This is a genomic window from Pseudomonas sp. WS 5410 (assembly GCF_012985645.1).
In the GTDB taxonomy this organism is placed as follows: domain Bacteria; phylum Pseudomonadota; class Gammaproteobacteria; order Pseudomonadales; family Pseudomonadaceae; genus Aquipseudomonas; species Aquipseudomonas shahriarae.
On sequence record NZ_JAAQWS010000005.1, the window covers coordinates 42,482 to 66,184 of the forward strand.

A 23,703-nucleotide genomic window follows, 5' to 3' on the forward strand; every position below is an offset into this window, starting at 1 on the left:
ACGCTTGTTCCGACAGTAGACCGGTGTTGAGCGGTCGCAGACCGACTTGCACGCGATGAGTCTGACATTCAAGCAAGGTGACAGGCGCAAAGGCTGACAGTTACCGGCTGTCACGCCATTGACCATTCGTCACTGCGTCAGCTTGTTTGCTCAGACCTGCGCGCAAGTGCCTGCACCCCTGCAAAATTCCTGTCCGACCCGTCAGCTTTTCATTTTTGATTTTGTCCTTACGCCAAACATGGAAAGGGCGCAGAATCTGGTTTGTAAAGCATTGACGCAGGTCAGCGTTACGTTGCAATGGCACCCCGCTTTCTCCATACTTGCGACCGATTTTTATCCTAATAAAACACCTAAACCGTGGAACCTTAGAATGAGCACAGCAATCAGTCCGACTGCTTATAACTATAAGGTAGTCCGCCAGTTCGCCATCATGACGGTGGTCTGGGGGATCCTTGGCATGGGGCTCGGTGTCTTCATCGCCTCGCAACTGGTCTGGCCGGAGTTGAACTTCGACCTGCCATGGACGACGTTTGGACGCCTACGCCCGCTGCACACCAACCTGGTGATCTTCGCCTTCGGCGGATGTGCACTGTTTGCCACTTCCTACTATGTCGTGCAGCGAACCTGCCAGACGCGACTGATTTCCGACGGTCTCGCCGCCTTCACCTTCTGGGGCTGGCAAGCGGTTATCGTGGGCGCCATCATCACCCTGCCAATGGGCTTCACCACCACCAAGGAATACGCGGAATTGGAATGGCCCCTTGCCATCCTTCTGGCGATCGTCTGGGTGACCTATGGCATCGTGTTCTTTGGCACCATCGTCAAGCGCAAGACCAAGCACATCTACGTTGGCAACTGGTTCTACGGCGCATTCATCGTCGTGACGGCGATGCTGCACATCGTCAACCACGCCTCGTTGCCGGTGAGTTTCTTCAAGTCCTACTCGGCCTACGCCGGTGCGACCGATGCGATGATCCAGTGGTGGTACGGCCACAACGCCGTAGGGTTCTTCCTGACCACGGGCTTTCTGGGGATGATGTACTACTTCGTGCCGAAACAGGCCGAGCGTCCGATCTACTCCTATCGCCTGTCCATCGTGCACTTCTGGGCACTGATCACCCTGTATATCTGGGCCGGTCCGCACCACCTGCACTACACCGCACTGCCAGATTGGGCACAGTCCCTGGGCATGGCCATGTCGATCATCCTGCTGGCTCCGAGCTGGGGCGGCATGATCAACGGCATGATGACCCTGTCGGGCGCCTGGCATAAGCTGCGCACCGACCCGATCCTGCGCTTTCTGGTGGTGTCGCTGGCGTTCTACGGCATGTCGACCTTCGAAGGCCCGATGATGGCCATCAAGACCGTCAACTCGCTGTCCCACTACACCGACTGGACCATCGGCCACGTACACGCCGGCGCTCTCGGCTGGGTAGCGATGATTTCCATCGGCGCGCTGTACCACATGATTCCCAAGCTGTATGGCCGGGCGCAGATGCACAGCACCAGCCTGATCAACACCCACTTCTGGCTGGCCACTATCGGCACCGTGCTCTACATCGCCTCGATGTGGGTCAACGGCATCACCCAGGGCCTGATGTGGCGTGCGATCAACGACGACGGCACCCTCACCTATTCCTTCGTCGAAGCGCTGCAAGCCAGCCATCCTGGTTTCATCGTCCGCGCCCTCGGTGGTGCGTTCTTTGCCAGCGGCATGCTGTTCATGGCCTACAACGTATGGCGCACCGTGCGTGCTTCCAACCCTGTAGAGGCTGAAGCCGCCACCAAGATCGCCGTCGTGGGAGCTCACTGATGAAGCACGAAGTAGTCGAGAAGAATATCGGCCTGCTGGCCTTCTTCATGGTCATCGCCGTGAGTATCGGCGGCCTGACCCAGATCGTTCCGCTGTTTTTCCAGGACGTGACCAACAAGCCGGTCGAAGGCATGAAGCCGCGTACCGCCCTTGAACTGGAAGGCCGCGATATCTACATCGCCAACGGCTGCGTCGGCTGCCACTCGCAGATGATCCGCCCGTTCCGTGCCGAAACCGAACGCTACGGCCACTACTCGGTCGCCGGTGAAAGCGTATGGGACCACCCGTTCCTGTGGGGTTCCAAGCGTACCGGTCCGGACCTGGCCCGTGTTGGCGGTCGTTACTCCGATGACTGGCAGCGTGCGCACTTGTACAACCCGCGCAACGTAGTGCCCGAGTCGAAAATGCCGGCGTACCCGTTCCTCGTGGAAAACAAGCTCGACGGCAAAGACACCGCCAAGAAAATGGAAGTCTTGCGCACCCTCGGCGTGCCTTACACCGACGAAGACATCGCCGGTGCCGAGGCAGCCGTCAAGGGCAAGACCGAAATGGACGCGCTGGTGGCCTACCTGCAAGGCCTGGGCACCATCATCAAAAGCAAACGGTGATCTGAATGGATATCGGGATGATTCGAGGCCTGGGCACCGTTGTCGTGATGGTGGCCTTTATCGGCCTGGCGTTGTGGGTATTCAGCCCCAAGCGCAAGTCAGAGTTTGAAGACGCGACCTTGCTGCCTTTTGCGGATGATCCCGAAGCCATCAAGCACGTCGAGCAAGCTTCTAGGAGTAACAAAGAATGACTACGTTCTGGAGTCTGTACGTCACAGTCCTCAGTCTGGGTACCATTTTTGCCCTGACCTGGCTGCTGCTGTCGACCCGCAAGGGCCAGCGCGCCGAGCAAACGGACGAGACAGTTGGCCACTCGTTCGATGGCATCGAGGAATACGACAACCCACTGCCAAAGTGGTGGTTCATGCTGTTCGTCGGCACCATCGTGTTTGCCCTGGGTTACCTGGTGCTGTACCCGGGCCTGGGCAACTGGAAAGGCCTGCTGCCGGGCTATGCCTACCTGGATAACGACAAGCAAACCCCATTCGCCAACGGCCAGAGCGGCTGGACCGGCGTGCACGAGTGGGAAAAGGAAATGGCACGCTCGGACGCCAAGTTTGGGCCGATCTTCGCCAAATTTGCAGCAATGCCCATTGAAGAAGTAGCCAAGGACCCGCAAGCCCTGAAGATGGGTGGCCGCCTGTTCGCCTCCAACTGCTCGGTCTGCCACGGCTCCGACGCCAAGGGCGCCTACGGCTTTCCCAACCTGACCGACGCCGACTGGCGCTGGGGCGGCGAGCCGGAGACCATCAAGGCCACCATCATGGCCGGCCGCCATGCGGTGATGCCGGGCTGGTCTGAAGTCATCGGCGAACAAGGCGTGGCCGACGTGGCCGGCTTTGTGCTGACCAACCTCGATGGCCGCAAGCTGCCGGAAGGCGCCAAGGCCGACGTGGCCAACGGCGAGAAACTCTTCGCCGCCAACTGCGTGGCCTGCCACGGCCCGGCCGGTAAAGGTACGCCAGCGATGGGCGCACCTGACCTGACCCACCCGGGCGCGTTCATCTACGGTTCCAGCTTCGCCCAACTGCAGCAGACCATCCGTTACGGCCGCCAGGGCCAGATGCCTGCACAGGAGCAACTGCAAGGTAACGACAAGGTGCACTTGCTGGCGGCATATGTTTACAGCCTGTCGCACAAAGAGCAGCAAGAACAGAAGTAAGCTGCAAGCCGCAAGAGAAAGCCCCGTATAGCGCATGCTGACGGGGCTTTTTTGTTTCCAGTGAAGCGCATCGACCGCTTGTAGCTTGCAACTGCGCCGTAGTAACGTAACTACATTCCCCCATCCCGCTGGGAGGCGCCCCATGACTATCACGACAATCTCCAGCCGCGAATTCAACCAAGACACAAGCGGTGCCAAAAAAGCCGCGCGCCAAGGACCGGTTTTTATTACCGACCGAGGCAAGCCTGCTCATGTGCTGCTAAGTATTGAGGACTACCAAAAATTGACAGGCATCAACGCCGATATTGTTGACCTGTTGGTGATGCCCGAAGCGGCGGATATCGAGTTTGAAACCGAACGTGCCGTAATTATCCATCGACCCGTGGACCTCTCTTGATGTATCTGCTCGATACCAATGTCATTTCCGAGTTACGCAAACCCCAAGCCGACAAAAATGTGGTGGCGTGGGCCAAAACCGTCGCTGCGCCACGCCTGTATATTTCGGCGATTACCTTGAAGGAACTGGAGACTGGGGTGCTGCGAATGGAACGCCGTGACCCCGCGCAGGGCAAGGTCTTGCGCACCTGGCTCAAACGCCATGTCATGCCGGCCTTCGATGCCAGGATCCTGCCAATTGACGCTGCCGTGGCCTTGCGCTGCGCCAGCCTGCATGTGCCAGATCGCGCTAACGAAGGTGATGCGCTGATCGCCGCAACCGCTCTGGTTCATGGCCTGACCGTGGTCACCCGCAATGTCGCCGACTTCCAAAGCAGCGGCGTGAAACTGATCAACCCGTGGGACCAATGACCTTCGAGCCCTGAAAAACCGTCCATACTCATCCTGTCAATTGATTCAAGTCACGTACACCATCAATTGATTTCCCCCAACGCGACCAAAGGTCGCACCCGTTCACCCGTACTACAGGCGTATCATTGCGCCACTGCTAGACCCCTATTTTGACCCCGGTTGGCACGTACTGGCCGAGGCAAATCTCCACTGCCGTGGGATGCAATGATGAGCGATCAGATTCCGGTACACGACGTTACCCCGCCTGCCAAAAAAACCAGCAACACTGTCGATCTCTACGCCTCGCGGGAGAAAATCTACACTCGAGCCTTCACCGGGATGTTCCGCAATCTGCGGATGCTCGGCGGTGCTGGCCTGTTCCTGCTGTACTTCGGTACGGTATGGCTGAACTGGGGCGGACACCAGGCCGTCTGGTGGAACCTGCCAGAGCGCAAATTCTTCATTTTCGGTGCGACATTCTGGCCCCAGGACTTCATCCTGCTGTCGGGCATCCTGATCATCTCCGCGTTCGGCCTGTTCTTTATCACCGTGTACGCCGGGCGTATCTGGTGCGGCTACACCTGCCCGCAAAGCGTGTGGACCTGGATCTACATGTGGTGCGAAAAGGTCACCGAAGGCGACCGCAACCAGCGGATCAAGCTGGACAAGGCGCCGATGAGCGCCAACAAGCTCCTGCGTAAACTCAGCAAGCACACGCTGTGGCTGCTGATCGGTTTTGTCACCGGCATGACCTTTGTCGGCTACTTCTCGCCGATTCGCGAACTGGTCTTCGAGTTCTTCACCGGCCAGGCCGATGGCTGGTCGTACTTCTGGGTTGGCTTCTTCACCCTCGCCACTTACGGCAACGCCGGCTGGCTGCGTGAGCAAGTGTGCATCTACATGTGTCCGTATGCGCGCTTCCAGAGCGTGATGTTCGACAAAGACACCCTGATCGTTTCCTACGATCCGCGTCGCGGCGAAGTACGTGGCCCACGCAAGAAAGGCGTGGACTACAAGGCCCTGGGCCTGGGGGATTGCATCGACTGCACCATGTGCGTACAGGTCTGCCCCACCGGGATCGACATCCGTGACGGCCTGCAGATTGAGTGCATTGGCTGCGCGGCCTGTATCGACGCTTGCGACACGATCATGGACAAGATGGACTACCCTCGTGGGTTGATCAGCTACACCACCGAACATAACCTGTCGGGGCAAAAGACCCACAAGTTGCGTCCGCGCCTGATCGGCTATGCGCTGGTGCTGCTGGCGATGATCACCCTGCTGGCCACGGCGTTCTTCATGCGTTCGCTGGTGGGTTTCGACGTCAGCAAGGACCGCGTGCTGTACCGCGAAAACGCCGAAGGGCGGATCGAGAACGTCTACAGCCTGAAAATCATGAACAAGGACCAGCGCGATCACACCTACGTGCTGGACGCCAGCGGCCTGCCGGACCTCAAGCTACAAGGCAAGCGCGAAATCAAGGTCGCCGCCGGGGAAATCTTCACCATGCCGGTGGAGCTGTCGAGCGCGCCGGAACAAATGCCATCGAGCACCAACGAGGTGAAATTCATCCTCAAGGATGCTGACGATGACAGCGTCCACGTTGAAGCCAAGAGCCGATTCATCGGCCCACAAATTCGTTAAAAGAGAGCAGAACAATGCCCGTAGCAACTGCCGCAAGCCCCTGGTACAAGCACCTCTGGCCCTGGATCATCATTGCCATCCTGGCCTGCTCGGTGACGTTGACCTTGTCCATGGTGACCATCGCGGTGAACAACCCGGACAACCTGGTCAACGACAACTACTACGAGGCCGGCAAAGGCATCAACCGCTCCCTGGACCGCGAATTGCTGGCCCAGACCCTGCAAATGCGCGCCACCCTGCACTTGGATGAACTGACCGGGGAAGTGGAGCTGTTTCTCACGGGCAACAGCGGGCCGACCACTCTGGAACTGAACCTGATTTCGCCGACCCAGCCGGAGAAAGACCGCAAGGTCGTGCTCACCCGCAGCCAGAGCGAGCCGGGGCGTTATATCGGCCAGGTGACCGACAAGGTCGAAGGCCGCCGCTTCGTCGAGCTGCTGGGGGTCGAAGGCGACCGTACCTGGCGTATGTTTGAAGAGGAAGAAGTCAGCCATGGCACCGACTTGAAGTTGGGTGACGAGCCGTTGCAGGGTGCTGAAGACCTGAAGAACTGAAAGCCTGCGCTTCGCGCATCGCGGACAAGCCTGCTCCTACAGATGGAGCGGGCTTGCCCGCGATGAGGCCCTCCCTGCCCACACAGATCCAAAGCCATGACCACCCCAACCCCCTGCTACCACTGCGCCCTCCCCGTCCCGCCCGGCAGCCGCTTCACCGCGGTGATCCTCGGCGAGCCCCGCGAGCTCTGCTGCCCGGGTTGCCAGGCGGTGGCCGAGGCAATTGTCGCGGGCGGCCTGGAAAGCTACTACCAGCACCGCAGTGAAGCCTCGGCCAACCCCGAAGCCTTGCCGGTGCAACTGGTCGACGAATTGGCGCTGTACGACCGCGCCGATGTGCAAAAGCCCTTCGTGCGCCACGACGGCGACCTGGCCGAAGCCACCCTGTTGATGGAAGGCATCAGTTGCGCCGCCTGTGGCTGGCTGATCGAAAAACACCTGCGCAGCCTGCCGGCCGTGGCCGAGGCGCGGCTGAACCTGTCCAACCATCGCCTGCATGTGCGCTGGGCCGACGCGCAATTGCCGTTGAGCCAGGTGCTCAGCGAGCTGCGCCAGATTGGCTACGCCGCTCACCCGTATCAGGCCGACCGCGCCGCCGAACAACTGGCCAGCGAAAACCGCCTGGCCCTGCGCCAACTCGGGGTCGCCGGCTTGCTGTGGTTCCAGGCGATGATGGCGACCATGGCCACCTGGCCGGAATTCAATATCGACCTGAGCCCCGAGCTGCACGTGATCCTGCGCTGGGTCGCGCTGTTTCTGACCACCCCCATTGTGTTCTACAGCTGCGCACCGTTTTTCAAGGGCGCCATGCGCGACCTGCGCACCCGCCACCTGACCATGGATGTCTCGGTGTCATTGGCCATTGGCGGCGCTTACCTGGCGGGCATCTGGACCGCCATCACGGGGGTGGGCGAGTTGTATTTCGATGCCGTAGGCATGTTCGCCCTGTTCCTGCTGGCCGGGCGCTACCTGGAGCGCCGCGCCCGAGAACGCACCGCCGCTGCCACTGCCCAACTGGTCAACCTGCTGCCGGCCTCGTGCCTGCGCCTCAAAGGCGATGGCCAGAGCGAACGCATCCTGCTCACCGAACTGGCCCTGGGCGACCGGGTGCTGGTGCATCCGGGTGCGATCCTGCCGGCTGACGGGGTGATCTTGGATGGCCAGTCGAGCATTGATGAATCCCTGCTCACCGGCGAATACCTGCCACAACCGCGACAAGCCGGCGATAGCGTCACCGCCGGCACTCTCAACGTCGAAGGCGCGCTGACCGTGGAAGTGCGCGCCCTGGGCCATGACACCCGCCTGTCGGCCATCGTACGCCTGCTGGAGCGGGCCCAGGCCGAAAAGCCACGCTTGGCCGAGATCGCCGACCGCGCCGCGCAATGGTTCCTGCTTTGCTCGCTGATCGCCGCCGCCGTGATTGGCCTGCTGTGGTGGGAGCTGGACCCCTCGCGGGCGTTCTGGATTGTCCTGGCAATGCTGGTGGCGACTTGCCCATGCGCCTTGTCCCTGGCAACCCCCACCGCCTTGACTGCCGCCACCGGCACCCTGCACAAACTCGGCCTGTTGCTGACCCGAGGCCATGTGCTGGAAGGCTTGAACCAGATCGACACAGTGATTTTCGACAAGACCGGCACCCTCACCGAAGGCCGCCTGGCCCTGCGCGCCATCCGGCCACTGGGCAGCATGAGCAGCGACTTGGCCCTGGCCCTGGCCGCCGCCCTCGAAAACCGCTCCGAACACCCGATTGCCCGGGCCTTCGGCCGCGCCCCGCTGGCGGCTGATGAAGTGCTCAGCACCCCCGGCCTGGGGCTCGAAGGCCGGGTCGGTGAACGCCTGCTGCGGATCGGCCAGCCCGGTTTCGTCTGTGAATTAAGCGGCTGCGCGATTCCCGATTCGCCGCAAGACGCTGGCCAATGGCTGCTGCTGGGCGATACCGGCGGCGCCCTGGCCTGGTTTGTCCTGGATGATCGCCTGCGCAGCGATGCGCCGGCACTGCTGGCCGCGTGCAAGGCGCGGGGCTGGCGTACCTTGCTGCTATCGGGCGACAGCTCGCCGATGGTCGCCAGCGTTGCCGCCGAATTGGGGATTGATGAAGCCCGTGGCGGCCTGCGCCCGGATGACAAGCTGCAAGTGCTGCAACAGTTGCACAAGGAAGGCCGCAAGGTGTTGATGCTTGGTGACGGCGTGAATGACGTGCCGGTATTGGCCGCGGCGGATATCAGCGTGGCCATGGGCTCGGCCACTGACCTGGCAAAAACCAGTGCCGATGCGGTGCTGCTGTCCAACCGCCTGGATGCCCTGGTGCAAGCGTTCAGCCTGGCGCGGCGTACGCGCCGGGTAATCATTGAAAACCTGCTGTGGGCCGGGCTGTACAATGGCCTGATGTTGCCGTTCGCCGCCCTCGGTTGGATCACGCCGATCTGGGCCGCGATCGGCATGTCCCTCAGTTCGTTGACCGTGGTGCTCAACGCCCTGCGCCTGACGCGCCTGCCGCGCGCCAGTGCCGCGAGCACCACCCCACAGCCCCGCCCGCTACCGGTTTGAGCCGCGCGGGCATGGAGTAGCGATGCCAGCTCTTTACGTAATGATTCCCGCGGCGCTGCTGATCGTCGCCATCGCCATCTACATCTTCTTCTGGGCGGTGGACAGCGGCCAGTATGACGACCTCGACGGGCCGGCCCACAGCGTGCTGTTCGACGACCAGGATCCCAAGCACCTGGCCGCTGTCGACGAGGCCAGCAGCCACCCGCAGCCACCGGCCAAGCCTGACGAGCCGGCGCCGCCCCATGCTTGACCTCGCGCCGCTGCTGGTTTCCGCGCTGATCCTCGGCCTGCTGGGCGGCGGCCATTGCCTGGGGATGTGCGGCGGCCTGATGGGCGCATTGACCCTGGCCATCCCCCCGGAACAGCGCAGCCGGCGGTTTCGCCTGCTGCTGGCGTACAACCTGGGACGCATCCTCAGCTATGCCGCCGCCGGCGTATTGATCGGCCTGGCCGGCTGGGCCGTGGCCAACAGCCCGGCGGCGATGTTCATGCGCATCCTGGCCGGCCTGCTACTGATCAGCATGGGCTTGTACCTGGCCGGCTGGTGGAGCGGCCTGACCCGTATCGAAAGCCTCGGGCGCGGCCTGTGGCGGCATATCCAGCCGTTTGCCAACCGTTTGCTACCGGTGTCCAGCCTGCCCCGCGCCCTGCTGCTGGGCGCGCTGTGGGGCTGGTTGCCGTGCGGCCTGGTCTACAGCACCTTGTTGTGGGCGGCCAGCCAGGGCAACGCCGTGGACAGCGGGTTGCTGATGCTCGCTTTTGGCCTCGGCACCTGGCCGGTACTGCTCGCCACCGGGCTGGCGGCGGAGCGCGTCACCGCGCTGTTACGCAAGCGCAGTGTGCGCATGGCCGGCGGCCTGCTGGTGATTGTGTTCGGTATCTGGACCCTACCCGGGCCCCATCAGCACTGGCTGATGGGCCACTAAAAGGCCATGTGGCATAGCGCCGCTCCCCGTTGATACAAATCAAGATGACCGCCCAGCCATGCCCCTAGACTCGGCCCACTAGCCAATCCGGGGAACGCCCGCATGCTCGACGCCATTCGTTGGGACACTGATCTGATTCATCGCTACGACCTGGCAGGACCGCGCTACACCTCCTACCCCACCGCCGTACAATTCACCAGCCAGGTCGGCACCTTCGACCTGCTGCACGCCCTGCGCGACAGCCGCAAGGCCGTGCGCCCGCTGTCGCTGTATGTGCACGTGCCGTTCTGCGCGAACATCTGCTACTACTGCGCCTGCAACAAAGTCATCACCAAGGACCGCGGTCGCGCCCAGGCCTACCTGCAGCGCCTGGAGCAGGAGATTCAACTGGTGGCCTGCCACCTGGACCCCCACCAACAGGTGCAGCAGCTGCATTTTGGCGGCGGCACCCCGACCTTTCTCAGCCACGACGAATTGCGCCAACTGATGGCGCAACTGCGCCAACACTTCAACCTGCTGGATGACGATTCCGGCGACTACGGCATTGAGATCGACCCACGGGAAGCCGACTGGGCCACCATGGGCCTGTTGCGTGAACTGGGCTTTAACCGTGTGAGCATCGGCGTGCAGGACCTGGACCCCGAGGTGCAACGGGCGGTCAATCGCCTGCAAAGCCTGGAAGAAACCCGCGCGGTGATTGATGCCGCGCGCACCCTGCAGTTTCGCTCGATCAACATTGACCTGATCTACGGCCTGCCCAAGCAGACCCCCGAGCATTTCGCCCACACCGTGGCCGAAGTCATCAGCCTGCAACCCGACCGCCTGTCCGTATTCAACTATGCCCACCTGCCGGAACGCTTCCTGCCCCAGCGACGGATCAACAGCGAAGACCTGCCGGCTCCCGCCGTCAAGTTGCAGATGCTGCAGGAAACCATCGAGCAGCTGACAGCCGCCGGCTACACCTACATCGGCATGGACCACTTCGCCCTGCCCGACGACGAACTGGCCATCGCTCAGGAAGAGGGCACCCTGCAACGCAATTTCCAGGGCTACACCACCCACGGTCATTGCGATTTGATCGGGCTCGGCGTTTCGGCCATCAGTCAGATTGGTGACTTGTACTGCCAGAACAGCAGCGACCTGAGTCATTACCAGAATGCCCTGGCCGGCGCGCAACTGGCCACCAGTCGCGGCCTGCTGTGCAAGGCGGACGATCGTTTACGAGGGGCGGTGATCCAACAGCTGATCTGTCACTTCAGCCTGGACTTCGACAGCATCGAGCAGGCCTTCACCGTGGATTTTCGCGGCTATTTCGCCGAGCTCTGGCCGCAACTCGAAGTAATGGCCAGTGACGGCCTGATCGAACTCGACGCCAAGGGAATCCGGGTGCTGCCAGCCGGGCGCCTGTTGGTGCGCTCGGTGTGCATGGTGTTCGATGCCTATCTGGAGCAACAGAATAGGCAGCGCTTTTCACGGGTGATCTGAGCCGGGTTACTTGGCCATCAACGAGGCGGCCTTCACCGCGTCTTCGGCGCTCAGGTTCTTCATCGCTTCGCTCAACGACGCATAGGCGCCGGTCAGCGAGGCTTGCAAGCCGCCCAGCGCCGATTGCACGCCGCTCAGTTTCGCCAGGACCTGCTCCGGGCTGAGGCGCTTGTCGGACATGATCGCCGACATCTCTGCCATCTTTTCCGCGATCTGCTGCTTCAACTGGCGAATCATTTTCAGCAGTTTCTGCACGTTCTCGTCCAGCCCGCTTTCTTCGATATCGTCGTTGGCCGTCTTCTCGGCGCTGGCAGCCTTCAGCGACGCACCGGAGAAGGTCACGCTCACGCCTTCGGCAGGCTGGGTTTCACCCAGCGCCGTTGATTCGGTACCGGCGCCCACGGTGCTGGTTTTTTTCGATTCAAGCAGCGTCGGCACAGTGGTGCGGGACGGAAGATTGCCGTCGATGGAAAGCATATCGTGAGCCTCCAAGCTCATTGTCGTTAGCAGTTCATCGGCCACCGGGTAAAAACCTTTATACCTCTGCCGGTTTTTTGTACAGGCTGGCTTGATAGTCCCTCAGTGCGGTACCCTTACGTCTTATGTGTGTTTTCCCACAAGGATTTAAGAAATGTCCGAGCCAGTTAAACTGCGCGCTCATAGCCAGGCTCACTGCAAGGATTGCAGCCTGGCTCCCCTCTGCTTGCCACTTTCGCTGAATCTGGAAGACATGGATGCGCTGGACGAAATCGTTAAACGTGGTCGCCCAATGAAGAAAGGCGAGTTTCTGTTTCGCCAGGGTGACAAGTTCGATTCCGTCTATGCAGTACGCTCGGGCGCCTTGAAGACGTTCAGCCTGAGCGATAGCGGCGAAGAGCAGATCACCGGTTTCCACCTGCCCAGCGAGCTGGTTGGCCTGTCGGGCATGGACACCGAGATCCACCCGGTGTCGGCCCAGGCTCTGGAAACCACGTCGGTGTGCGAGATTCCCTTCGAACGCCTGGATGAACTGGCCCTGCAATTGCCGCAGTTGCGCCGCCAGTTGATGCGTGTGATGAGCCGGGAAATCCGGGACGACCAGCAAATGATGCTGTTGCTGTCGAAGAAAACCGCCGACGAACGGATTGCCACCTTCCTGGTCAACCTGTCGGCGCGCTTCCGCGCCCGTGGTTTCTCGGCCAATCAGTTCCGCCTGAGCATGTCGCGCAACGAAATCGGCAATTACCTGGGCCTGGCGGTAGAAACCGTGTCCCGGGTGTTCACGCGCTTCCAGCAGAACGAACTGATTGCCGCCGAGGGCAAGGAAGTGCACATCCTCGACCCGATCCAGCTCTGCGCGCTGGCCGGCGGCTCCCTCGACGGCTGATCGGCGCACGAGGGGCGCGACACTTGTGGCCAAGCCAACCGGCGAGGCCGCAGGTATACTGCTGGGTCTTTGCGCCCAGGACTCCCGACGATGACTTTCGACGCCTTCGACATCAAATCCCTGATTCGCCCCGTCATCGACTTCCCCAAGCCTGGGGTGATCTTTCGTGATATCACGCCGCTGTTCCAGTCGCCCAAGGCCATGCGCCTGGTGGCCGACACCTTTATCCACCGCTACGTCGAAGCCGAGTTCAGCCATATCGGCGCGATGGACGCCCGAGGCTTTTTGATCGGTTCGGTGATTGCCTACCAACTGAACAAGCCGCTGATCCTGTTCCGCAAGCAAGGCAAGCTGCCAGCGGACGTGCTGTCCGAGGGCTATCAGACCGAATATGGCGAAGCCTTCCTCGAAGTACACGCCGACAGCCTGTGTGAAGGGGACTCGGTGTTGATGTTCGATGACTTGATCGCCACCGGTGGCACCTTGATTGCTGCAGCGAACCTGACACGGCGCATGGGCGCGCGGATTTTTGAGGCGGCGGCGATTATTGACCTGCCGGAGTTGGGCGGCTCGCAGCGTCTGGAGGATATGGGGATCCCTACGTTCTGTTTGACGCAGTTTGGGTTGACTGAGCGGTAATTTGCGCGGGTCTTGTGGGCTTCATCGCGGGCAAGCCCACATTTTGATTTGTGAACCCATTCAAAGGTGGGAGCCCCCTCAATCACAACCCCATCTGCTTACTGATGATTTCATTCATCACCTCCCGGGTCCCGCCGCCAATCGACAAAATCCGATTGTCGCGGTATAGCCGCTCCACCAGGCTGCCGCGCATATAGCCCAGGCCACCCAGGATCTGCACCGCGTCATACGTCACGCGGTCGGCGGTGTCGGTGGCCAGGTTCTTGGCCATGGAGATCTCCTTGATCACGCTCTTGCCCGCCGCCATCTTCGCCGCCTGGCGGTAAGTGAACTCGCGGGAAACCTCGACCGCCGTGGCCATCTCCGCCAGGCGGTGCTTGAGCACCTGGAACTTGCCAATCGGCTTGCCAAAGGCCTGCCGCTGCGCAGCCCACTTCAGGCTCTCTTCCAGGGCCATCTGCGCGGTCATATTGGCCATTAATGCCAGGGCCAGGCGCTCGCTCTGGAAGTTGCCCATGATGCAGGCAAAGCCCATGTTTTCGCCGCCGATCAGATTACCCACCGGCACCTGGCAATCATCGAAGAACAGCTCGGCAGTGTCCGACGCCCACCAGCCCATCTTCTTCAGCGGCTGGCCGACGGTGAAGCCAGGCGTGTCCTTCTCGATCAATAACAGGCTGATGCCGGCAAAGCCAGGCCCGCCGGTACGCACGGCGACGGTGTAGTAGTCGGCGCGTGCGCCACTGGTGATAAAAGTCTTGCTGCCACTGACCCGATAACAATCGCCATCGCGCACCGCACGGGTTTGCAGGCTGGCCACGTCGGAGCCGCCACCGGGCTCGGTGACGGCCAGGGCCATGATCTTCTCACCGGACAGCACCTGCGGGGCCACGCGCTCGCGCACTGCGGGGCGCGCCCATTTGACGACGGGCGGCAGGCCGATATCCAGCGAGCCCAGCCCCGCCACTACACCACCGGAGCCACAACGCATCAGCTCTTCGCTGGCGGCGACCTTGGCGAACAGGTCGCCCTCATGGCTGCCGCCCAGGGCTTCAGGGTAGCCAATGCCGAGAATCCCCGCCGCGCCGGCCTTGAGGTACAGCTCGCGGGGGAAGTGTTCGGCCTCCTCCCATTGCTCGATGCCCGGCAGAATCTCGCGCTCGACAAAACGGCGCACGCTGTCGCGGACCAATTGGTGACTGGGGTCGAAATATTCCTGGTAGGCAGACATCGGCAAGCTCCATGCAGAGATGGAGCGAACTTACCAAGCGCTTGCTTGGTTATCAAGCCGAACGCAGAACCCATGGAGGAGTTGGCTTGCCTGCGATGCAGGCAGTGCGGTGTATCAGGAGGACCGAGGCGATGCCATCGCAGGCAAGCCAGCTCCCACACAAGCCGGCGTGCCAGAGGATATTGGGCTTAGAGCGCGATAGGTTTACGCCCGGCAAACGAGTGCGCCAGGGTGCCGCCGTCCACCAGTTCCAGCTCGCCACCCAATGGCACGCCATGGGCGATGCGCGAGGTGATCAAGCCTTTGTTGGTCAGCAGTTGCGCGATGTAATGCGCCGTGGCTTCCCCTTCCACCGTCGGGTTGGTGGCCAGAATCACCTCGGTAAAGGTACCCTGCCCTTCAATGCGCGCCACCAACTGCGGGATACCAATGGCCTCCGGCCCCAGGCCGTCGAGCGGCGACAGGTGGCCCTTGAGCACGAAGTAGCGCCCGCGATAGCCGGTCTGCTCCACCGCGTAGACGTCCATCGGCCCTTCGACCACGCACAGCAGCGTGTCGTCGCGACGGGGGTCGGCGCATTGCGGGCACAGTTCTTCTTCGGTGAGGGTGCGGCACTGGCGGCAATGGCCCACACCGTCCATGGCCTGGCTCAAGGCCTGGGCCAGTCGCGAGCCACCGCTGCGGTCACGCTCCAGCAGTTGCAGCGCCATGCGCTGGGCGGTTTTCTGGCCCACGCCCGGCAAGGTGCGCAAGGCGTCGATCAGTTGACGAATCAGAGGGCTGAAGCTCATGGGGCAAAGGTCCGACAAAACAACGAGACGCGGTTTATACCCGCGCCTCGGATAAGCGTCAAATACGCACGACCAACTTGCCGAAGTTGCGCCCTTCCAACAGGCCGATAAAGGCCTCGGGAGCCTGCTCCAGACCATCGACCACGTCTTCGCGGAACTTGACCTTGCCGTCCCGCACCCAGGGCGCCATGGCGCTGATAAATTCCGGGTGGCGGTCGCCATAGTCGTCGAACACGATAAACCCCTGGATACGCACGCGCTTGGTCAACAGGGTGCGTTGCAGCGCTGGCAGGCGATCAGGGCCGGTGGGCGCCTCATGGGCGTTGTAGCCGGCAATCAGGCCACACAGGGGGATCCGTGCCTTGGGATTGAGCAAGGGCAGCACAGCGTCGAAGACCTTGCCGCCGACGTTTTCATAATAGATATCCACCCCTTTGTCGCAGGCCTGGGCCAGCTCTTCGGCAAAGTCCGCGCTCTTGTGGTCGATGCACGCGTCAAACCCCAGCTCCTCCACCACATAACGGCACTTGTCCGCACCGCCGGCCACGCCCACCACCCGCAGGCCCTTGAGCTTGGCCACCTGGCCGACCACCGAGCCCACCGCACCGGAGGCCGCCGCCACCACCAGGGTTTCCCCGGCCTTGGGTTGGCCGATATCCATCAGGCCCATGTAGGCCGTCATGCCGGGCATGCCCAGCACACCCAGGGCCATGGACGGGCTCGGCAGGCCCTTGGGCACCGGCATCAGGTTGCGTCCGTCACTGATGCTATGGCTTTGCCAGCCGGTGGCGCCGACCACCAGGTCGCCCACCTCGAACTTGGGGTTGCGCGACTGTTCGATGCGGCTCACAGCACCGCCGGTCATCACCTCGCCGATTTCTACCGGCGCGGCGTAGGACGGCGCGTCACTCATGCGCCCACGCATATAGGGGTCAAGGGACAGGAACAGGGTCTTGAGCAGAACCTGGCCGTCTGCGAGGTCTGGCAGCGCCACGCGCTCCAGGCGGAAGTTTTCCGGCACGGGCGCACCCTGAGGGCGGGATACCAGGACGATGCGCTGGTTAAGGGTCATGGCTTCGGTCATCAGCGGGGCTCCTTTATATCGGTGATTGAATTCAGCGGTATAGAGTGCAGACAGCTATTGCAAGACTGACGTTCGATTGTGCCCGACACAAACAAAAATGCCAGGCACGATGCCTGGCATTTTTGCAGTCGCGCGAGTCGATCAGAACGGCAGCTTCATGCCCGGCGGCAGTTGCATGCCCGCGGTCACGCCGGACATTTTGTCCTGGCTGTTGGCTTCGATCTTGCGCACGGCGTCGTTGACGGCCGCAGCGAACAAGGCTTCGAGCATTTCCAGGTCGTCTTCGCCAATGCCCGGCAATACGCTTGGGTCGATGCTCACACGCTTGATGTCGTGACGACCGGTCATCACTACGCTGACCATATCGCCACCGGCTTTACCGGTGACTTCGGCGTTGGCCAGTTCTTCCTGCATCTTGGCCATTTTTTCCTGCATCTGCTGCGCCTGCTTCATCAGGCCGGCCATGCCACCTTTCATCATGGGAATCACCTCAAAAGTACGTGGATCAATACGGCGCCGAGCCTCAAGGCACGGCGCCTGCAATTATCAGCCCGCTGCAGCCTGGGCTTCGACAGGTTCAATAGTATCGTGTCGCACCACCGCGCCAAACTGCTCCATCATCTGCTGGATCAGCGGATCGGCCTGGATCGACTCCTCGGCCTCGCGCTGGCGGTTGAGCCGGCGACGGGTGGCGGCCTGGGCCGGGGTTTCCTGCTCGGGCTTGATCAGCTCGATGGTCACCGTCAGGGTGCGTTCGTGGAACTGATTCAGGGCGTCGTTGAGGCGGCGCTGCTGGGTCGCGTTGAACAGGGCACTGTGGGCCGGGTCCAGGTGCAACAGCCAATGATCGCCATCGACGGCAATCAGCGTGCAGTTGGCGGCGATGCTCCCGGTCATGCCGGAGATCGGCAATTTCGGGAACAGCTCCAGCCATTGCAGGGCGAGGCCGGTGGCCGGCATCGCGGCAGGTTCTGCCTCGGGCTCCGGCGCGGGCTCGGCGGTGTGTTCGCTGGCCAGGTCGTCCAGGTAGCTGTAGGCCGAATCCATGTCCGGCTCGATGTAATCTTCGTCCAGCGGCGGTTCGTCATCCAGGTCGATGCCGGGGGTAGCGGCGTCCACTTCGGCGATGGTCGGCTCGGGCACGGGGGCGGCGACCCATTCCGGCGCGTCCGGCACTACGCTGTCGGGGGTCGGCGTGGGCATGGGCGTGAGCTCGGGCTGCTCGCTGGTGGTTTCCAGCACGGCCTCGACTGCAGGCTCCTGCTCGGCCACGGCCTCTACCGGGTCGTTCCAGGGCAGATCGACCACAGGCGCGGGCTCAGGCTCGGCAACCGGCTCCGGCACCGCTACAGGCGCCACCGGCTCAACCGCGACCGGGGCGGCAGTGACTGCCACAGGTTCCGGCGCGATCACTGGCGCGACGACCGCCGCGCCAGCCACTGGTTTGGCGGAATCAACTGTGGCCTGGCTGATCCCCACTGGCTTTAGCGGCTGTCTCGGCGCATCGGCGGTGTCCGCCGGGCGGAACGCCAGCATGCGCAGCATGACCATTTCAAAGCCGCCGCGCGGGTCCGGGGCCAAGGGCAGGTCTCGGCGCCCGATCAGGCCCATCTGGTAGTAGAACTGCACATCTTCGGCCGGCAACGCCTGGGCCAGGGCCAATACGCGGTCGCGGTCGCCGTGGCCGTTATCGACCCCTTCAGGCAGCGCCTGGGCGATAGCGACGCGGTGCAGCACGTTGAGAATTTCCGAGAGCACGCCATTCCAGTCCGGGCCTTGCTCCGACAAATGGCGCACGGCTTCGAGCAGCGCCTTGGCATCGCCTTCGATCAACGCATGCAGCACGTCAAACACCTGCCCGTGATCGAGGGTGCCGAGCATGGCACGCACATCGGCGGCCATCACTTTGCCTTCGCCGAAGGCAATGGCCTGGTCGGTCAGGCTCATGGCGTCGCGCATCGAACCATCGGCGGCGCGGCCCAGCAGCCACAGCGCGTCGTCTTCGAACGGCACGTTCTCCACACCCAGCACGTGGGTCAAATGCTCGACCACCCGCTCGGGTGTCATGTTTTTCAGGGAGAACTGCAGGCACCGCGACAAAATCGTTGCAGGAAGTTTCTGCGGGTCGGTGGTGGCCAGGATGAATTTAACGTAGGGCGGCGGCTCCTCCAGGGTCTTCAACAGGGCGTTGAAGGAGTGGCTGGAAAGCATGTGCACTTCGTCGATCAGGTAGACCTTGAAGCGGCCACGGCTGGGGGCGTACTGCACGTTGTCGAGCAGTTCGCGGGTGTCCTCGACCTTGGTGCGGCTCGCGGCGTCGATCTCGATCAGGTCGACAAAGCGCCCCTCGTCGATCTCCCGGCACACCGAGCAGGTGCCGCAGGGGGTGGAGGTGATGCCTGTCTCACAGTTCAGGCACTTGGCAATGATCCGCGCAATGGTGGTCTTGCCCACCCCGCGAGTGCCGGTGAACAGGTAGGCGTGGTGCAGCCGCTGGCTGTCCAAGGCATTGATCAGAGCCTTGAGCACATGGGTCTGGCCGACCATTTCGCGGAACGAGCGCGGACGCCATTTACGTGCAAGAACCTGATAACTCATCGAAAACCGTCGCAACTGGGAAGCGGAAGCCGGTAATGCTAGCGGAGCAGGGGCGAAATTGCATCCGGCACGCTCGCCTAATCTGACTAAGCTGGTAGTGACCTTCCCTCCCAAGGGCTGATCTCGGAGAGTTTATGCGCGTAGTCCTGGGCGCTTTATGGATGATCACCACACTGAGCCTGGCGGCACCCGCCCCGTTGCGCTTCGCCATTTCCGACAGCTGGGCCATGCCCCTGGTGCAGATCGAGGCCGACCAGCCGACCCAGGGCATTTTGTATGACCTGATGTTAAGCCTGGCCACCCAGGTTGGCCATCCGGCGCAGTTCCAGGTATTGGCCCGGGCCCGCATCGCCCCAGCCATGGAACATGACGAGGTTGATGTGCGCTGCTACGTCGCACAGGCGTGGCTGGGTAACCTGTCCGGCGATTATGTCTGGAGCGTCCCCTTGCTGGTGCAGCGTAATGTGCTGGTCAGCGCCCACGTCCCGCCGCTGTCGGTGAATGTGGCGAAGCTGGCTGCGCAGAATATCGGCACCGTGCTCAACTACAGCTACCCGACCCTCGAGCCGCTGTTCGCCAACGGCCAACTGCAGCGCGACGACGCCCGCAGCGAAGAGCAAGTGCTGCACAAGCTGGTGGCGGGACGCTTCAAGTATGCCGTCACCAACGAATGGGCCCTGGAGCGCTTCAATCAGCGGCTACCCGTGGGCCGCAGGCTGCACGTAGTGGCCGTGATCGATGAGCAGAGCCTGGGCTGCTACGTGCGTAACGACCCAGCCCTGCCCGTGCAGCAAATTTTGCGCACATTGCTGCGCATGAAGATGTCGGGGGAGATTGACGACATCATCAGGCTCTACACCGGCGACCGCGAGCGACCGCCTCAATCGTCGCCCGCACCATAGTTGAGCAGGTCAAACCCGACGGCCCAGGCCGGCACCTCGTCAGCCGGCATGGGCTGGGCGAAGTAATAACCCTGGGCCACTTCGCAGCCCATGCGCAGCAGCAACTGGCCATGCTCGAGGGTTTCCAGGCCCTCGGCGATCACTTCGCGACCAAATGCCCGGGCCAGGCCGATCACCGCCTGGGTCAAGGCCAGGTCGTCCTTGTCGTGCAGGATGTCACGCACAAACGACTTGTCGATCTTGATGGTCTGGGTCGGCAGGCGCTTGAGGTAGCTGAGGGAGGAATAGCCGGTGCCGAAATCATCCAGGGAAAACCGCACCCCCAGCGCCTGACACGCCGCCAGGTGCTCGGTGACCCGTTGGATATGGTCGATGGCCACCGATTCGGCAATTTCCAGATCAAGCATGTGTGGCGCGACATCGGGATGCTGGGCCAGCAGTTGCTGCAGGCGCTCGACAAAATCCGCACGCTGGAAATGCCGGGCCGCGATGTTCACGCTGACCGGCCAGCAGTGCCCAGCCTCCTGCCACTGGCGCATCTGCGCCAGCACCTGATCCATCACCCACTCGCCGACATCCACGATCAGGTCGGTCTGCTCGATCAACGACAGGAAATCCTTGGGCGCCACCAACCCGCGCATCGGATGCTGCCAGCGCAGCAACGCTTCAAACCCCACCACCTGGCCTTGGCGCAGGTTGATCTTGGGGTGGAAGTGCAGGCACAACTCCCCCGCCGCCAGGGCCTGGCGAATCTGCTGGACCGTCTGGTGGGTGGCCTTGACCTCCTGCTCCAGGGACACGTCAAATAGCTGGTAGCGGTTGCGGCCACTTTGCTTGGCCACATACATGGCCTGGTCGGCATGGCGCAGCAACGTATCGGCGTCCTCATCGTCCAGGGGGAACAAGGTCACGCCGATACTGGCAAACACGTTGATCTGCGCGCCCTGGATCGAATACGGCTCGGAGATGGCCGTGAGGATCCGCCGCAGCGCGCCGTTAAGCTCATCGGCATCGCGCACGTAGCGCAGGATCAGTACAAACTCGTCACCGGCCAGCCTGGCGACCACATCTTCGCCACGAATGATCTCACGCAGGCGACGCGCAACCTCCACCAGCAACAAGTCGCCACTGGCATGCCCATAGCCGTCGTTGACGGCCTTGAAGCCATCCAGGTCGAGCATGCACACCGCCAGGGGGATTTGCTCGTTGCGGGAAAACTCCAGGGACTGCACGAGCAATTCGGAGAGGTAAGCGCGATTGGGCAGCCCGGTCAGCACATCGTGACCGACCCGCCATTGCAGGGTCTGCAGCAACTGACGCTTTTCGCTGACGTCAAAACGAATCGACACGTACTTCTGCACCTTCCCGGTACGCTGATCGACCAGCGGCACCATGGTGCTATCGACCCAGTACAACGAGCCATCCTTGGCGCGGTTACAGATTTCCCCGCGCCAGACCCGGCCTTCAGTGATGGTGCGCCACATGCCCTGGAAAAACCCGGCAGGGTGCAATCCGGAGCTGAGGATCCGGTGGTTACGCCCCAGCAACTCGTCGCGGCTGTAGCCGGACATGTCGCAGAATTGGTCGTTGACGTAGGTGATGCGGCCGGTGAGGTCTGTCTCGGAGAAAATGGCGGCGGCATCCACGGCCCTGCGGTATTTCTCATCCATGAATGTGGCTCTAGGTGGCTAGCGGTTGAACCGCTCGACCAGGGCACGCAACCCGGAAGAGATGCTTTCAAGTTCCCGGCCCCGGGTGACTGCAGCGTTGGCGTTGCCCGCTGTCTTTTGTACCGTGGCCGCGACGTTATTGATCTGTTGTGAAACATCCTCTGCGACGTGGGATTGTTCCTGTGAGGCTGCAGCCATTTGCTGACTCATGCCGGTAATGCGTTCCACCGCCTGGCGAATGCCCAGCAGTGCCTGTTGCGCTTGCAGTACCTGCTGCACGCCTTGCTCGGCCTCTTGAATACCGGTGCTGGCAATGTCCACCGCCTGATCGGCCCCGGCACGCAAACTCTGGATGATGCCCTGGATCTGCTCGGTCGACTGTCGGGTCTTGCCCGCCAGCGCCCGCACTTCATCGGCCACCACGGCAAAACCACGGCCTTGCTCGCCGGCCCGCGCCGCTTCGATAGCAGCATTCAGGGCCAGCAGGTTGGTCTGGTCGGCGATGGCCTGGATCATGCTCGCGGCCACACGGATTTCCTGGGTCTGATCGGCCAGATGGCCCACCGCCTGATTGATCTGGGTGACAGTGCTAGCCAGCAGTTGAATCGCCTCGCGTGTGGTGCCGACAACATGGCTGCCCTGCTCAGCCAGGTCATTGGCGGTGCGGGCTTCGCTGGCGGTCTGCTGGACATGGGTTGCCACTTCGGCGATGGACGCGGCCATTTCGGTCATGGCGGCGGCGGTCATATCGGTTTCCGCGCGTTGCTCCAGCAGCGCCGACTCGGTGGTGCCCGATAACATGCTGGAATGAGCAGCAGCCTCGGCCATCTGGGTGGCCAGGTCGCTCAGACGCGTGAGCGCGGTTTTCAAGCGCGCCTCTTCGCTGATCAGGATCATTTCCAGTTGCGCAGCCGGGCCCAGCGCATCGCTGTAGGTCATGGCGCTGATAGGGTCGGAAAAGGTATTGGGCGTGTGCTCGACAATCTGCTTGAGCTGCTGCCCCAGACGCAGGTGCGCCCAGGCGCCGAGGCCAAGAAACAGCAGCGCGACAGAGGCCTGCGCCCACCCGCCCGGCAACCATTGCATCGCCCCGCCAGCGAGCACTGCCGCCAGGGCGGGAACGGCCAGGGCATTGCCGACCTGGCCCAGGCGCTGCAACGGCGAAACCGCCGAACGCCCGGCACGCAAGCGTGCGTAGAGCGCTTCGGCACGCCGCACCTGCTCGCGCGTCGGCTTGACCCGCACCGACTCATAACCTACCAGGCGACCATCTTCGAGGATCGGCGTCACATAGGCGCTGACCCAATAGAAGTTGCCGTTTTTGCAGCGGTTCTTGACCACGCCCATCCAGCTCTGGCCGGCCTTGAGGTAGCGCCACATCAGCTCAAAGACCGCGGGCGGCATGTCCGGGTGGCGCACTAGATTGTGGGTACTGCCTATCAGTTCAGCCTGGGTGAAGCCGCTCATGGCGGCAAACTCGGCGTTGCAGTAAGTAATGTGGCTATTGATGTCAGTTGCGGAAATGAGCCGTTGCTGCTCCCCGAAAGTCTGTTCAACTGTGGTGACCGGCAAATTGACGCGCACTTTAAAGCTCCATGGACAGCATTCGATCCACCTGCTCAGGATCGGATAGATCCTGCAGATGGAGGGGTATTTCCAGACGGGTAAACCGTCAATCGGCTGGCTGGCGCCATTGGGCGGCCAAACCAGGTTTTGCCCAGCACCTGACCTTCGGTTTAGCGAAGATCAACTAGGCTTTAATTCGAGCGTCTGGTGTGAAAGGCGGGGGTTGCGTGGGCGCGCAAGAGCGAGCCTGGCGCTGCGGCCAAGCAACTGTTTTGCAACTACCTTTATGAAAGTGAGGAGAAAGCAATGATTTCCTGTTTCATAAAGGTGC

Annotated in this window: 23 protein-coding genes; 15 read left to right on the forward strand and 8 right to left on the reverse strand. The window is 62.1% G+C overall.

The genetic code is table 11. The features are described from left to right. Nucleotides 1–370: 370 nt before the first annotated feature. From ccoN to hemN, 12 genes are all read left to right on the forward strand, one after another. The gene (ccoN, locus tag HBO24_RS09305) at nt 371–1,813 is read left to right on the forward strand and encodes a cytochrome-c oxidase, cbb3-type subunit I (RefSeq protein WP_057439486.1); all 1,443 of its coding nucleotides are present in this window, start codon (nt 371–373) and stop codon (nt 1,811–1,813) included. Then, nucleotides 1,813–2,421: a cytochrome-c oxidase, cbb3-type subunit II gene (ccoO, locus tag HBO24_RS09310; RefSeq protein ID WP_057439487.1), complete on the forward strand. Its 609-nt coding sequence runs from the start codon at nt 1,813–1,815 to the stop codon at nt 2,419–2,421. The genes ccoN and ccoO overlap by 1 nt, the downstream gene beginning before the upstream one ends. A gap of 5 nt (nt 2,422–2,426) precedes the next feature. Next, on the forward strand, nt 2,427–2,612 hold the full coding sequence (locus HBO24_RS09315) for a CcoQ/FixQ family Cbb3-type cytochrome c oxidase assembly chaperone (protein ID WP_003175465.1): 186 nt from the start codon (nt 2,427–2,429) through the stop codon (nt 2,610–2,612). Continuing rightward, nucleotides 2,609–3,583 carry a cytochrome-c oxidase, cbb3-type subunit III gene (gene ccoP / locus HBO24_RS09320; protein ID WP_057439488.1) on the forward strand — a complete coding sequence of 325 codons (975 nt, stop codon included), beginning with the start codon at nt 2,609–2,611 and terminating at the stop codon, nt 3,581–3,583. Before HBO24_RS09315 ends, ccoP begins: the two co-directional genes overlap by 4 nt. A 142-nt stretch (nt 3,584–3,725) precedes the next feature. Beyond that, on the forward strand, nt 3,726–3,980 hold the full coding sequence (locus HBO24_RS09325) for a type II toxin-antitoxin system Phd/YefM family antitoxin (protein ID WP_029300038.1): 255 nt from the start codon (nt 3,726–3,728) through the stop codon (nt 3,978–3,980). Then, nucleotides 3,980–4,390, forward strand: a complete 411-nt coding sequence (locus HBO24_RS09330) for a type II toxin-antitoxin system VapC family toxin (RefSeq protein ID WP_057439489.1) — start codon at nt 3,980–3,982, stop codon at nt 4,388–4,390. The genes HBO24_RS09325 and HBO24_RS09330 overlap by 1 nt, the downstream gene beginning before the upstream one ends. 207 nt (nt 4,391–4,597) lie before the next feature. Continuing rightward, entirely contained in the window at nt 4,598–6,013 is a 1,416-nt protein-coding gene (gene ccoG, locus HBO24_RS09335; protein ID WP_057439629.1) for a cytochrome c oxidase accessory protein CcoG, read from the forward strand. 14 nt (nt 6,014–6,027) lie between these two features. Beyond that, the gene (locus HBO24_RS09340) at nt 6,028–6,567 is read left to right on the forward strand and encodes a FixH family protein (protein ID WP_057960318.1); all 540 of its coding nucleotides are present in this window, start codon (nt 6,028–6,030) and stop codon (nt 6,565–6,567) included. A 96-nt stretch (nt 6,568–6,663) separates the two neighbouring features. Next, nucleotides 6,664–9,114 carry a heavy metal translocating P-type ATPase gene (locus HBO24_RS09345; protein ID WP_170059587.1) on the forward strand — a complete coding sequence of 817 codons (2,451 nt, stop codon included), beginning with the start codon at nt 6,664–6,666 and terminating at the stop codon, nt 9,112–9,114. Nucleotides 9,115–9,136: 22 nt separating this feature from the next. Then, complete coding sequence (gene ccoS, locus HBO24_RS09350) at nt 9,137–9,364, forward strand: cbb3-type cytochrome oxidase assembly protein CcoS (protein WP_057960320.1); 228 nt, start codon at nt 9,137–9,139, stop codon at nt 9,362–9,364. Continuing rightward, nucleotides 9,357–10,040, forward strand: a complete 684-nt coding sequence (locus HBO24_RS09355; RefSeq protein WP_057439492.1) for a sulfite exporter TauE/SafE family protein — start codon at nt 9,357–9,359, stop codon at nt 10,038–10,040. The genes ccoS and HBO24_RS09355 overlap by 8 nt, the downstream gene beginning before the upstream one ends. Nucleotides 10,041–10,142: 102 nt before the next feature. After that, a complete protein-coding gene (gene hemN / locus HBO24_RS09360) occupies nt 10,143–11,525 on the forward strand; it encodes an oxygen-independent coproporphyrinogen III oxidase (RefSeq protein ID WP_057439493.1) in 1,383 nt (460 codons plus the stop codon). A 6-nt stretch (nt 11,526–11,531) separates the two neighbouring features. On the opposite strand, the gene HBO24_RS09365 is transcribed toward hemN, so the two are convergent. Further along, nucleotides 11,532–12,002, reverse strand: coding sequence for a hypothetical protein (locus tag HBO24_RS09365; protein ID WP_057439494.1), 471 nt, complete (start codon nt 12,000–12,002; stop codon nt 11,532–11,534). Between the two features lie 154 nt (nt 12,003–12,156). On the opposite strand from HBO24_RS09365, the gene fnr reads away from it, so the two are divergent. Next, a complete protein-coding gene (fnr, locus tag HBO24_RS09370; protein WP_170059588.1) occupies nt 12,157–12,891 on the forward strand; it encodes a fumarate/nitrate reduction transcriptional regulator Fnr in 735 nt (244 codons plus the stop codon). A 90-nt stretch (nt 12,892–12,981) separates the two neighbouring features. Further along, a complete protein-coding gene (locus HBO24_RS09375) occupies nt 12,982–13,530 on the forward strand; it encodes an adenine phosphoribosyltransferase (protein ID WP_057439496.1) in 549 nt (182 codons plus the stop codon). A gap of 82 nt (nt 13,531–13,612) precedes the next feature. Here HBO24_RS09375 and HBO24_RS09380 read toward each other — a convergent pair whose 3' ends face one another. From HBO24_RS09380 to dnaX, 5 genes are all read right to left on the reverse strand, one after another. Beyond that, nucleotides 13,613–14,761, reverse strand: a complete 1,149-nt coding sequence (locus HBO24_RS09380; RefSeq protein WP_057439497.1) for an acyl-CoA dehydrogenase family protein — start codon at nt 14,759–14,761, stop codon at nt 13,613–13,615. 188 nt (nt 14,762–14,949) lie between these two features. Next, complete coding sequence (recR, locus tag HBO24_RS09385; protein WP_057439498.1) at nt 14,950–15,552, reverse strand: recombination mediator RecR; 603 nt, start codon at nt 15,550–15,552, stop codon at nt 14,950–14,952. 58 nt (nt 15,553–15,610) lie between these two features. After that, nucleotides 15,611–16,636 (reverse strand): NADP-dependent oxidoreductase, encoded by a 1,026-nt coding sequence (locus tag HBO24_RS09390; protein WP_057439499.1) that lies wholly within the window; start codon nt 16,634–16,636, stop codon nt 15,611–15,613. A gap of 141 nt (nt 16,637–16,777) precedes the next feature. After that, nucleotides 16,778–17,116, reverse strand: coding sequence for a YbaB/EbfC family nucleoid-associated protein (locus tag HBO24_RS09395; RefSeq protein WP_057439500.1), 339 nt, complete (start codon nt 17,114–17,116; stop codon nt 16,778–16,780). A 66-nt stretch (nt 17,117–17,182) separates the two neighbouring features. Continuing rightward, a complete protein-coding gene (gene dnaX / locus HBO24_RS09400; RefSeq protein WP_169960516.1) occupies nt 17,183–19,234 on the reverse strand; it encodes a DNA polymerase III subunit gamma/tau in 2,052 nt (683 codons plus the stop codon). Between the two features lie 134 nt (nt 19,235–19,368). Between dnaX and HBO24_RS09405 the strand changes: the two genes are divergently transcribed. Continuing rightward, nucleotides 19,369–20,136 carry a transporter substrate-binding domain-containing protein gene (locus HBO24_RS09405; RefSeq protein WP_170059589.1) on the forward strand — a complete coding sequence of 256 codons (768 nt, stop codon included), beginning with the start codon at nt 19,369–19,371 and terminating at the stop codon, nt 20,134–20,136. Here HBO24_RS09405 and HBO24_RS09410 read toward each other — a convergent pair. Both HBO24_RS09410 and HBO24_RS09415 read right to left on the reverse strand, forming a co-directional pair. Further along, nucleotides 20,115–21,806: an EAL domain-containing protein gene (locus HBO24_RS09410; RefSeq protein WP_170059590.1), complete on the reverse strand. Its 1,692-nt coding sequence runs from the start codon at nt 21,804–21,806 to the stop codon at nt 20,115–20,117. The genes HBO24_RS09405 and HBO24_RS09410 overlap by 22 nt on opposite strands. An 18-nt stretch (nt 21,807–21,824) precedes the next feature. Then, nucleotides 21,825–23,390 carry a PAS domain-containing methyl-accepting chemotaxis protein gene (locus tag HBO24_RS09415; protein WP_170059591.1) on the reverse strand — a complete coding sequence of 522 codons (1,566 nt, stop codon included), beginning with the start codon at nt 23,388–23,390 and terminating at the stop codon, nt 21,825–21,827. Nucleotides 23,391–23,703 lie beyond the last annotated feature (313 nt).

Excerpts from the sequence above, each read along its gene's own strand:
- ccoN (WP_057439486.1), top strand. The coding sequence starts at position 371 with ATGAGCACAGCAATCAGTCCGACTGCTTATAACTATAAGGTAGTCCGC.
- ccoO (WP_057439487.1), top strand. The coding sequence starts at position 1,813 with ATGAAGCACGAAGTAGTCGAGAAGAATATCGGCCTGCTGGCCTTCTTC.
- HBO24_RS09315 (WP_003175465.1), top strand. The coding sequence starts at position 2,427 with ATGGATATCGGGATGATTCGAGGCCTGGGCACCGTTGTCGTGATGGTG.
- ccoP (WP_057439488.1), top strand. The coding sequence starts at position 2,609 with ATGACTACGTTCTGGAGTCTGTACGTCACAGTCCTCAGTCTGGGTACC.
- HBO24_RS09325 (WP_029300038.1), top strand. The coding sequence starts at position 3,726 with ATGACTATCACGACAATCTCCAGCCGCGAATTCAACCAAGACACAAGC.
- HBO24_RS09330 (WP_057439489.1), top strand. The coding sequence starts at position 3,980 with ATGTATCTGCTCGATACCAATGTCATTTCCGAGTTACGCAAACCCCAA.
- ccoG (WP_057439629.1), top strand. The coding sequence starts at position 4,598 with ATGAGCGATCAGATTCCGGTACACGACGTTACCCCGCCTGCCAAAAAA.
- HBO24_RS09340 (WP_057960318.1), top strand. The coding sequence starts at position 6,028 with ATGCCCGTAGCAACTGCCGCAAGCCCCTGGTACAAGCACCTCTGGCCC.
- HBO24_RS09345 (WP_170059587.1), top strand. The coding sequence starts at position 6,664 with ATGACCACCCCAACCCCCTGCTACCACTGCGCCCTCCCCGTCCCGCCC.
- ccoS (WP_057960320.1), top strand. The coding sequence starts at position 9,137 with ATGCCAGCTCTTTACGTAATGATTCCCGCGGCGCTGCTGATCGTCGCC.
- HBO24_RS09355 (WP_057439492.1), top strand. The coding sequence starts at position 9,357 with ATGCTTGACCTCGCGCCGCTGCTGGTTTCCGCGCTGATCCTCGGCCTG.
- hemN (WP_057439493.1), top strand. The coding sequence starts at position 10,143 with ATGCTCGACGCCATTCGTTGGGACACTGATCTGATTCATCGCTACGAC.
- HBO24_RS09365 (WP_057439494.1), bottom strand. The coding sequence starts at position 12,002 with ATGCTTTCCATCGACGGCAATCTTCCGTCCCGCACCACTGTGCCGACG.
- fnr (WP_170059588.1), top strand. The coding sequence starts at position 12,157 with ATGTCCGAGCCAGTTAAACTGCGCGCTCATAGCCAGGCTCACTGCAAG.
- HBO24_RS09375 (WP_057439496.1), top strand. The coding sequence starts at position 12,982 with ATGACTTTCGACGCCTTCGACATCAAATCCCTGATTCGCCCCGTCATC.
- HBO24_RS09380 (WP_057439497.1), bottom strand. The coding sequence starts at position 14,761 with ATGTCTGCCTACCAGGAATATTTCGACCCCAGTCACCAATTGGTCCGC.
- recR (WP_057439498.1), bottom strand. The coding sequence starts at position 15,552 with ATGAGCTTCAGCCCTCTGATTCGTCAACTGATCGACGCCTTGCGCACC.
- HBO24_RS09390 (WP_057439499.1), bottom strand. The coding sequence starts at position 16,636 with ATGACCGAAGCCATGACCCTTAACCAGCGCATCGTCCTGGTATCCCGC.
- HBO24_RS09395 (WP_057439500.1), bottom strand. The coding sequence starts at position 17,116 with ATGATGAAAGGTGGCATGGCCGGCCTGATGAAGCAGGCGCAGCAGATG.
- dnaX (WP_169960516.1), bottom strand. The coding sequence starts at position 19,234 with ATGAGTTATCAGGTTCTTGCACGTAAATGGCGTCCGCGCTCGTTCCGC.
- HBO24_RS09405 (WP_170059589.1), top strand. The coding sequence starts at position 19,369 with ATGCGCGTAGTCCTGGGCGCTTTATGGATGATCACCACACTGAGCCTG.
- HBO24_RS09410 (WP_170059590.1), bottom strand. The coding sequence starts at position 21,806 with ATGGATGAGAAATACCGCAGGGCCGTGGATGCCGCCGCCATTTTCTCC.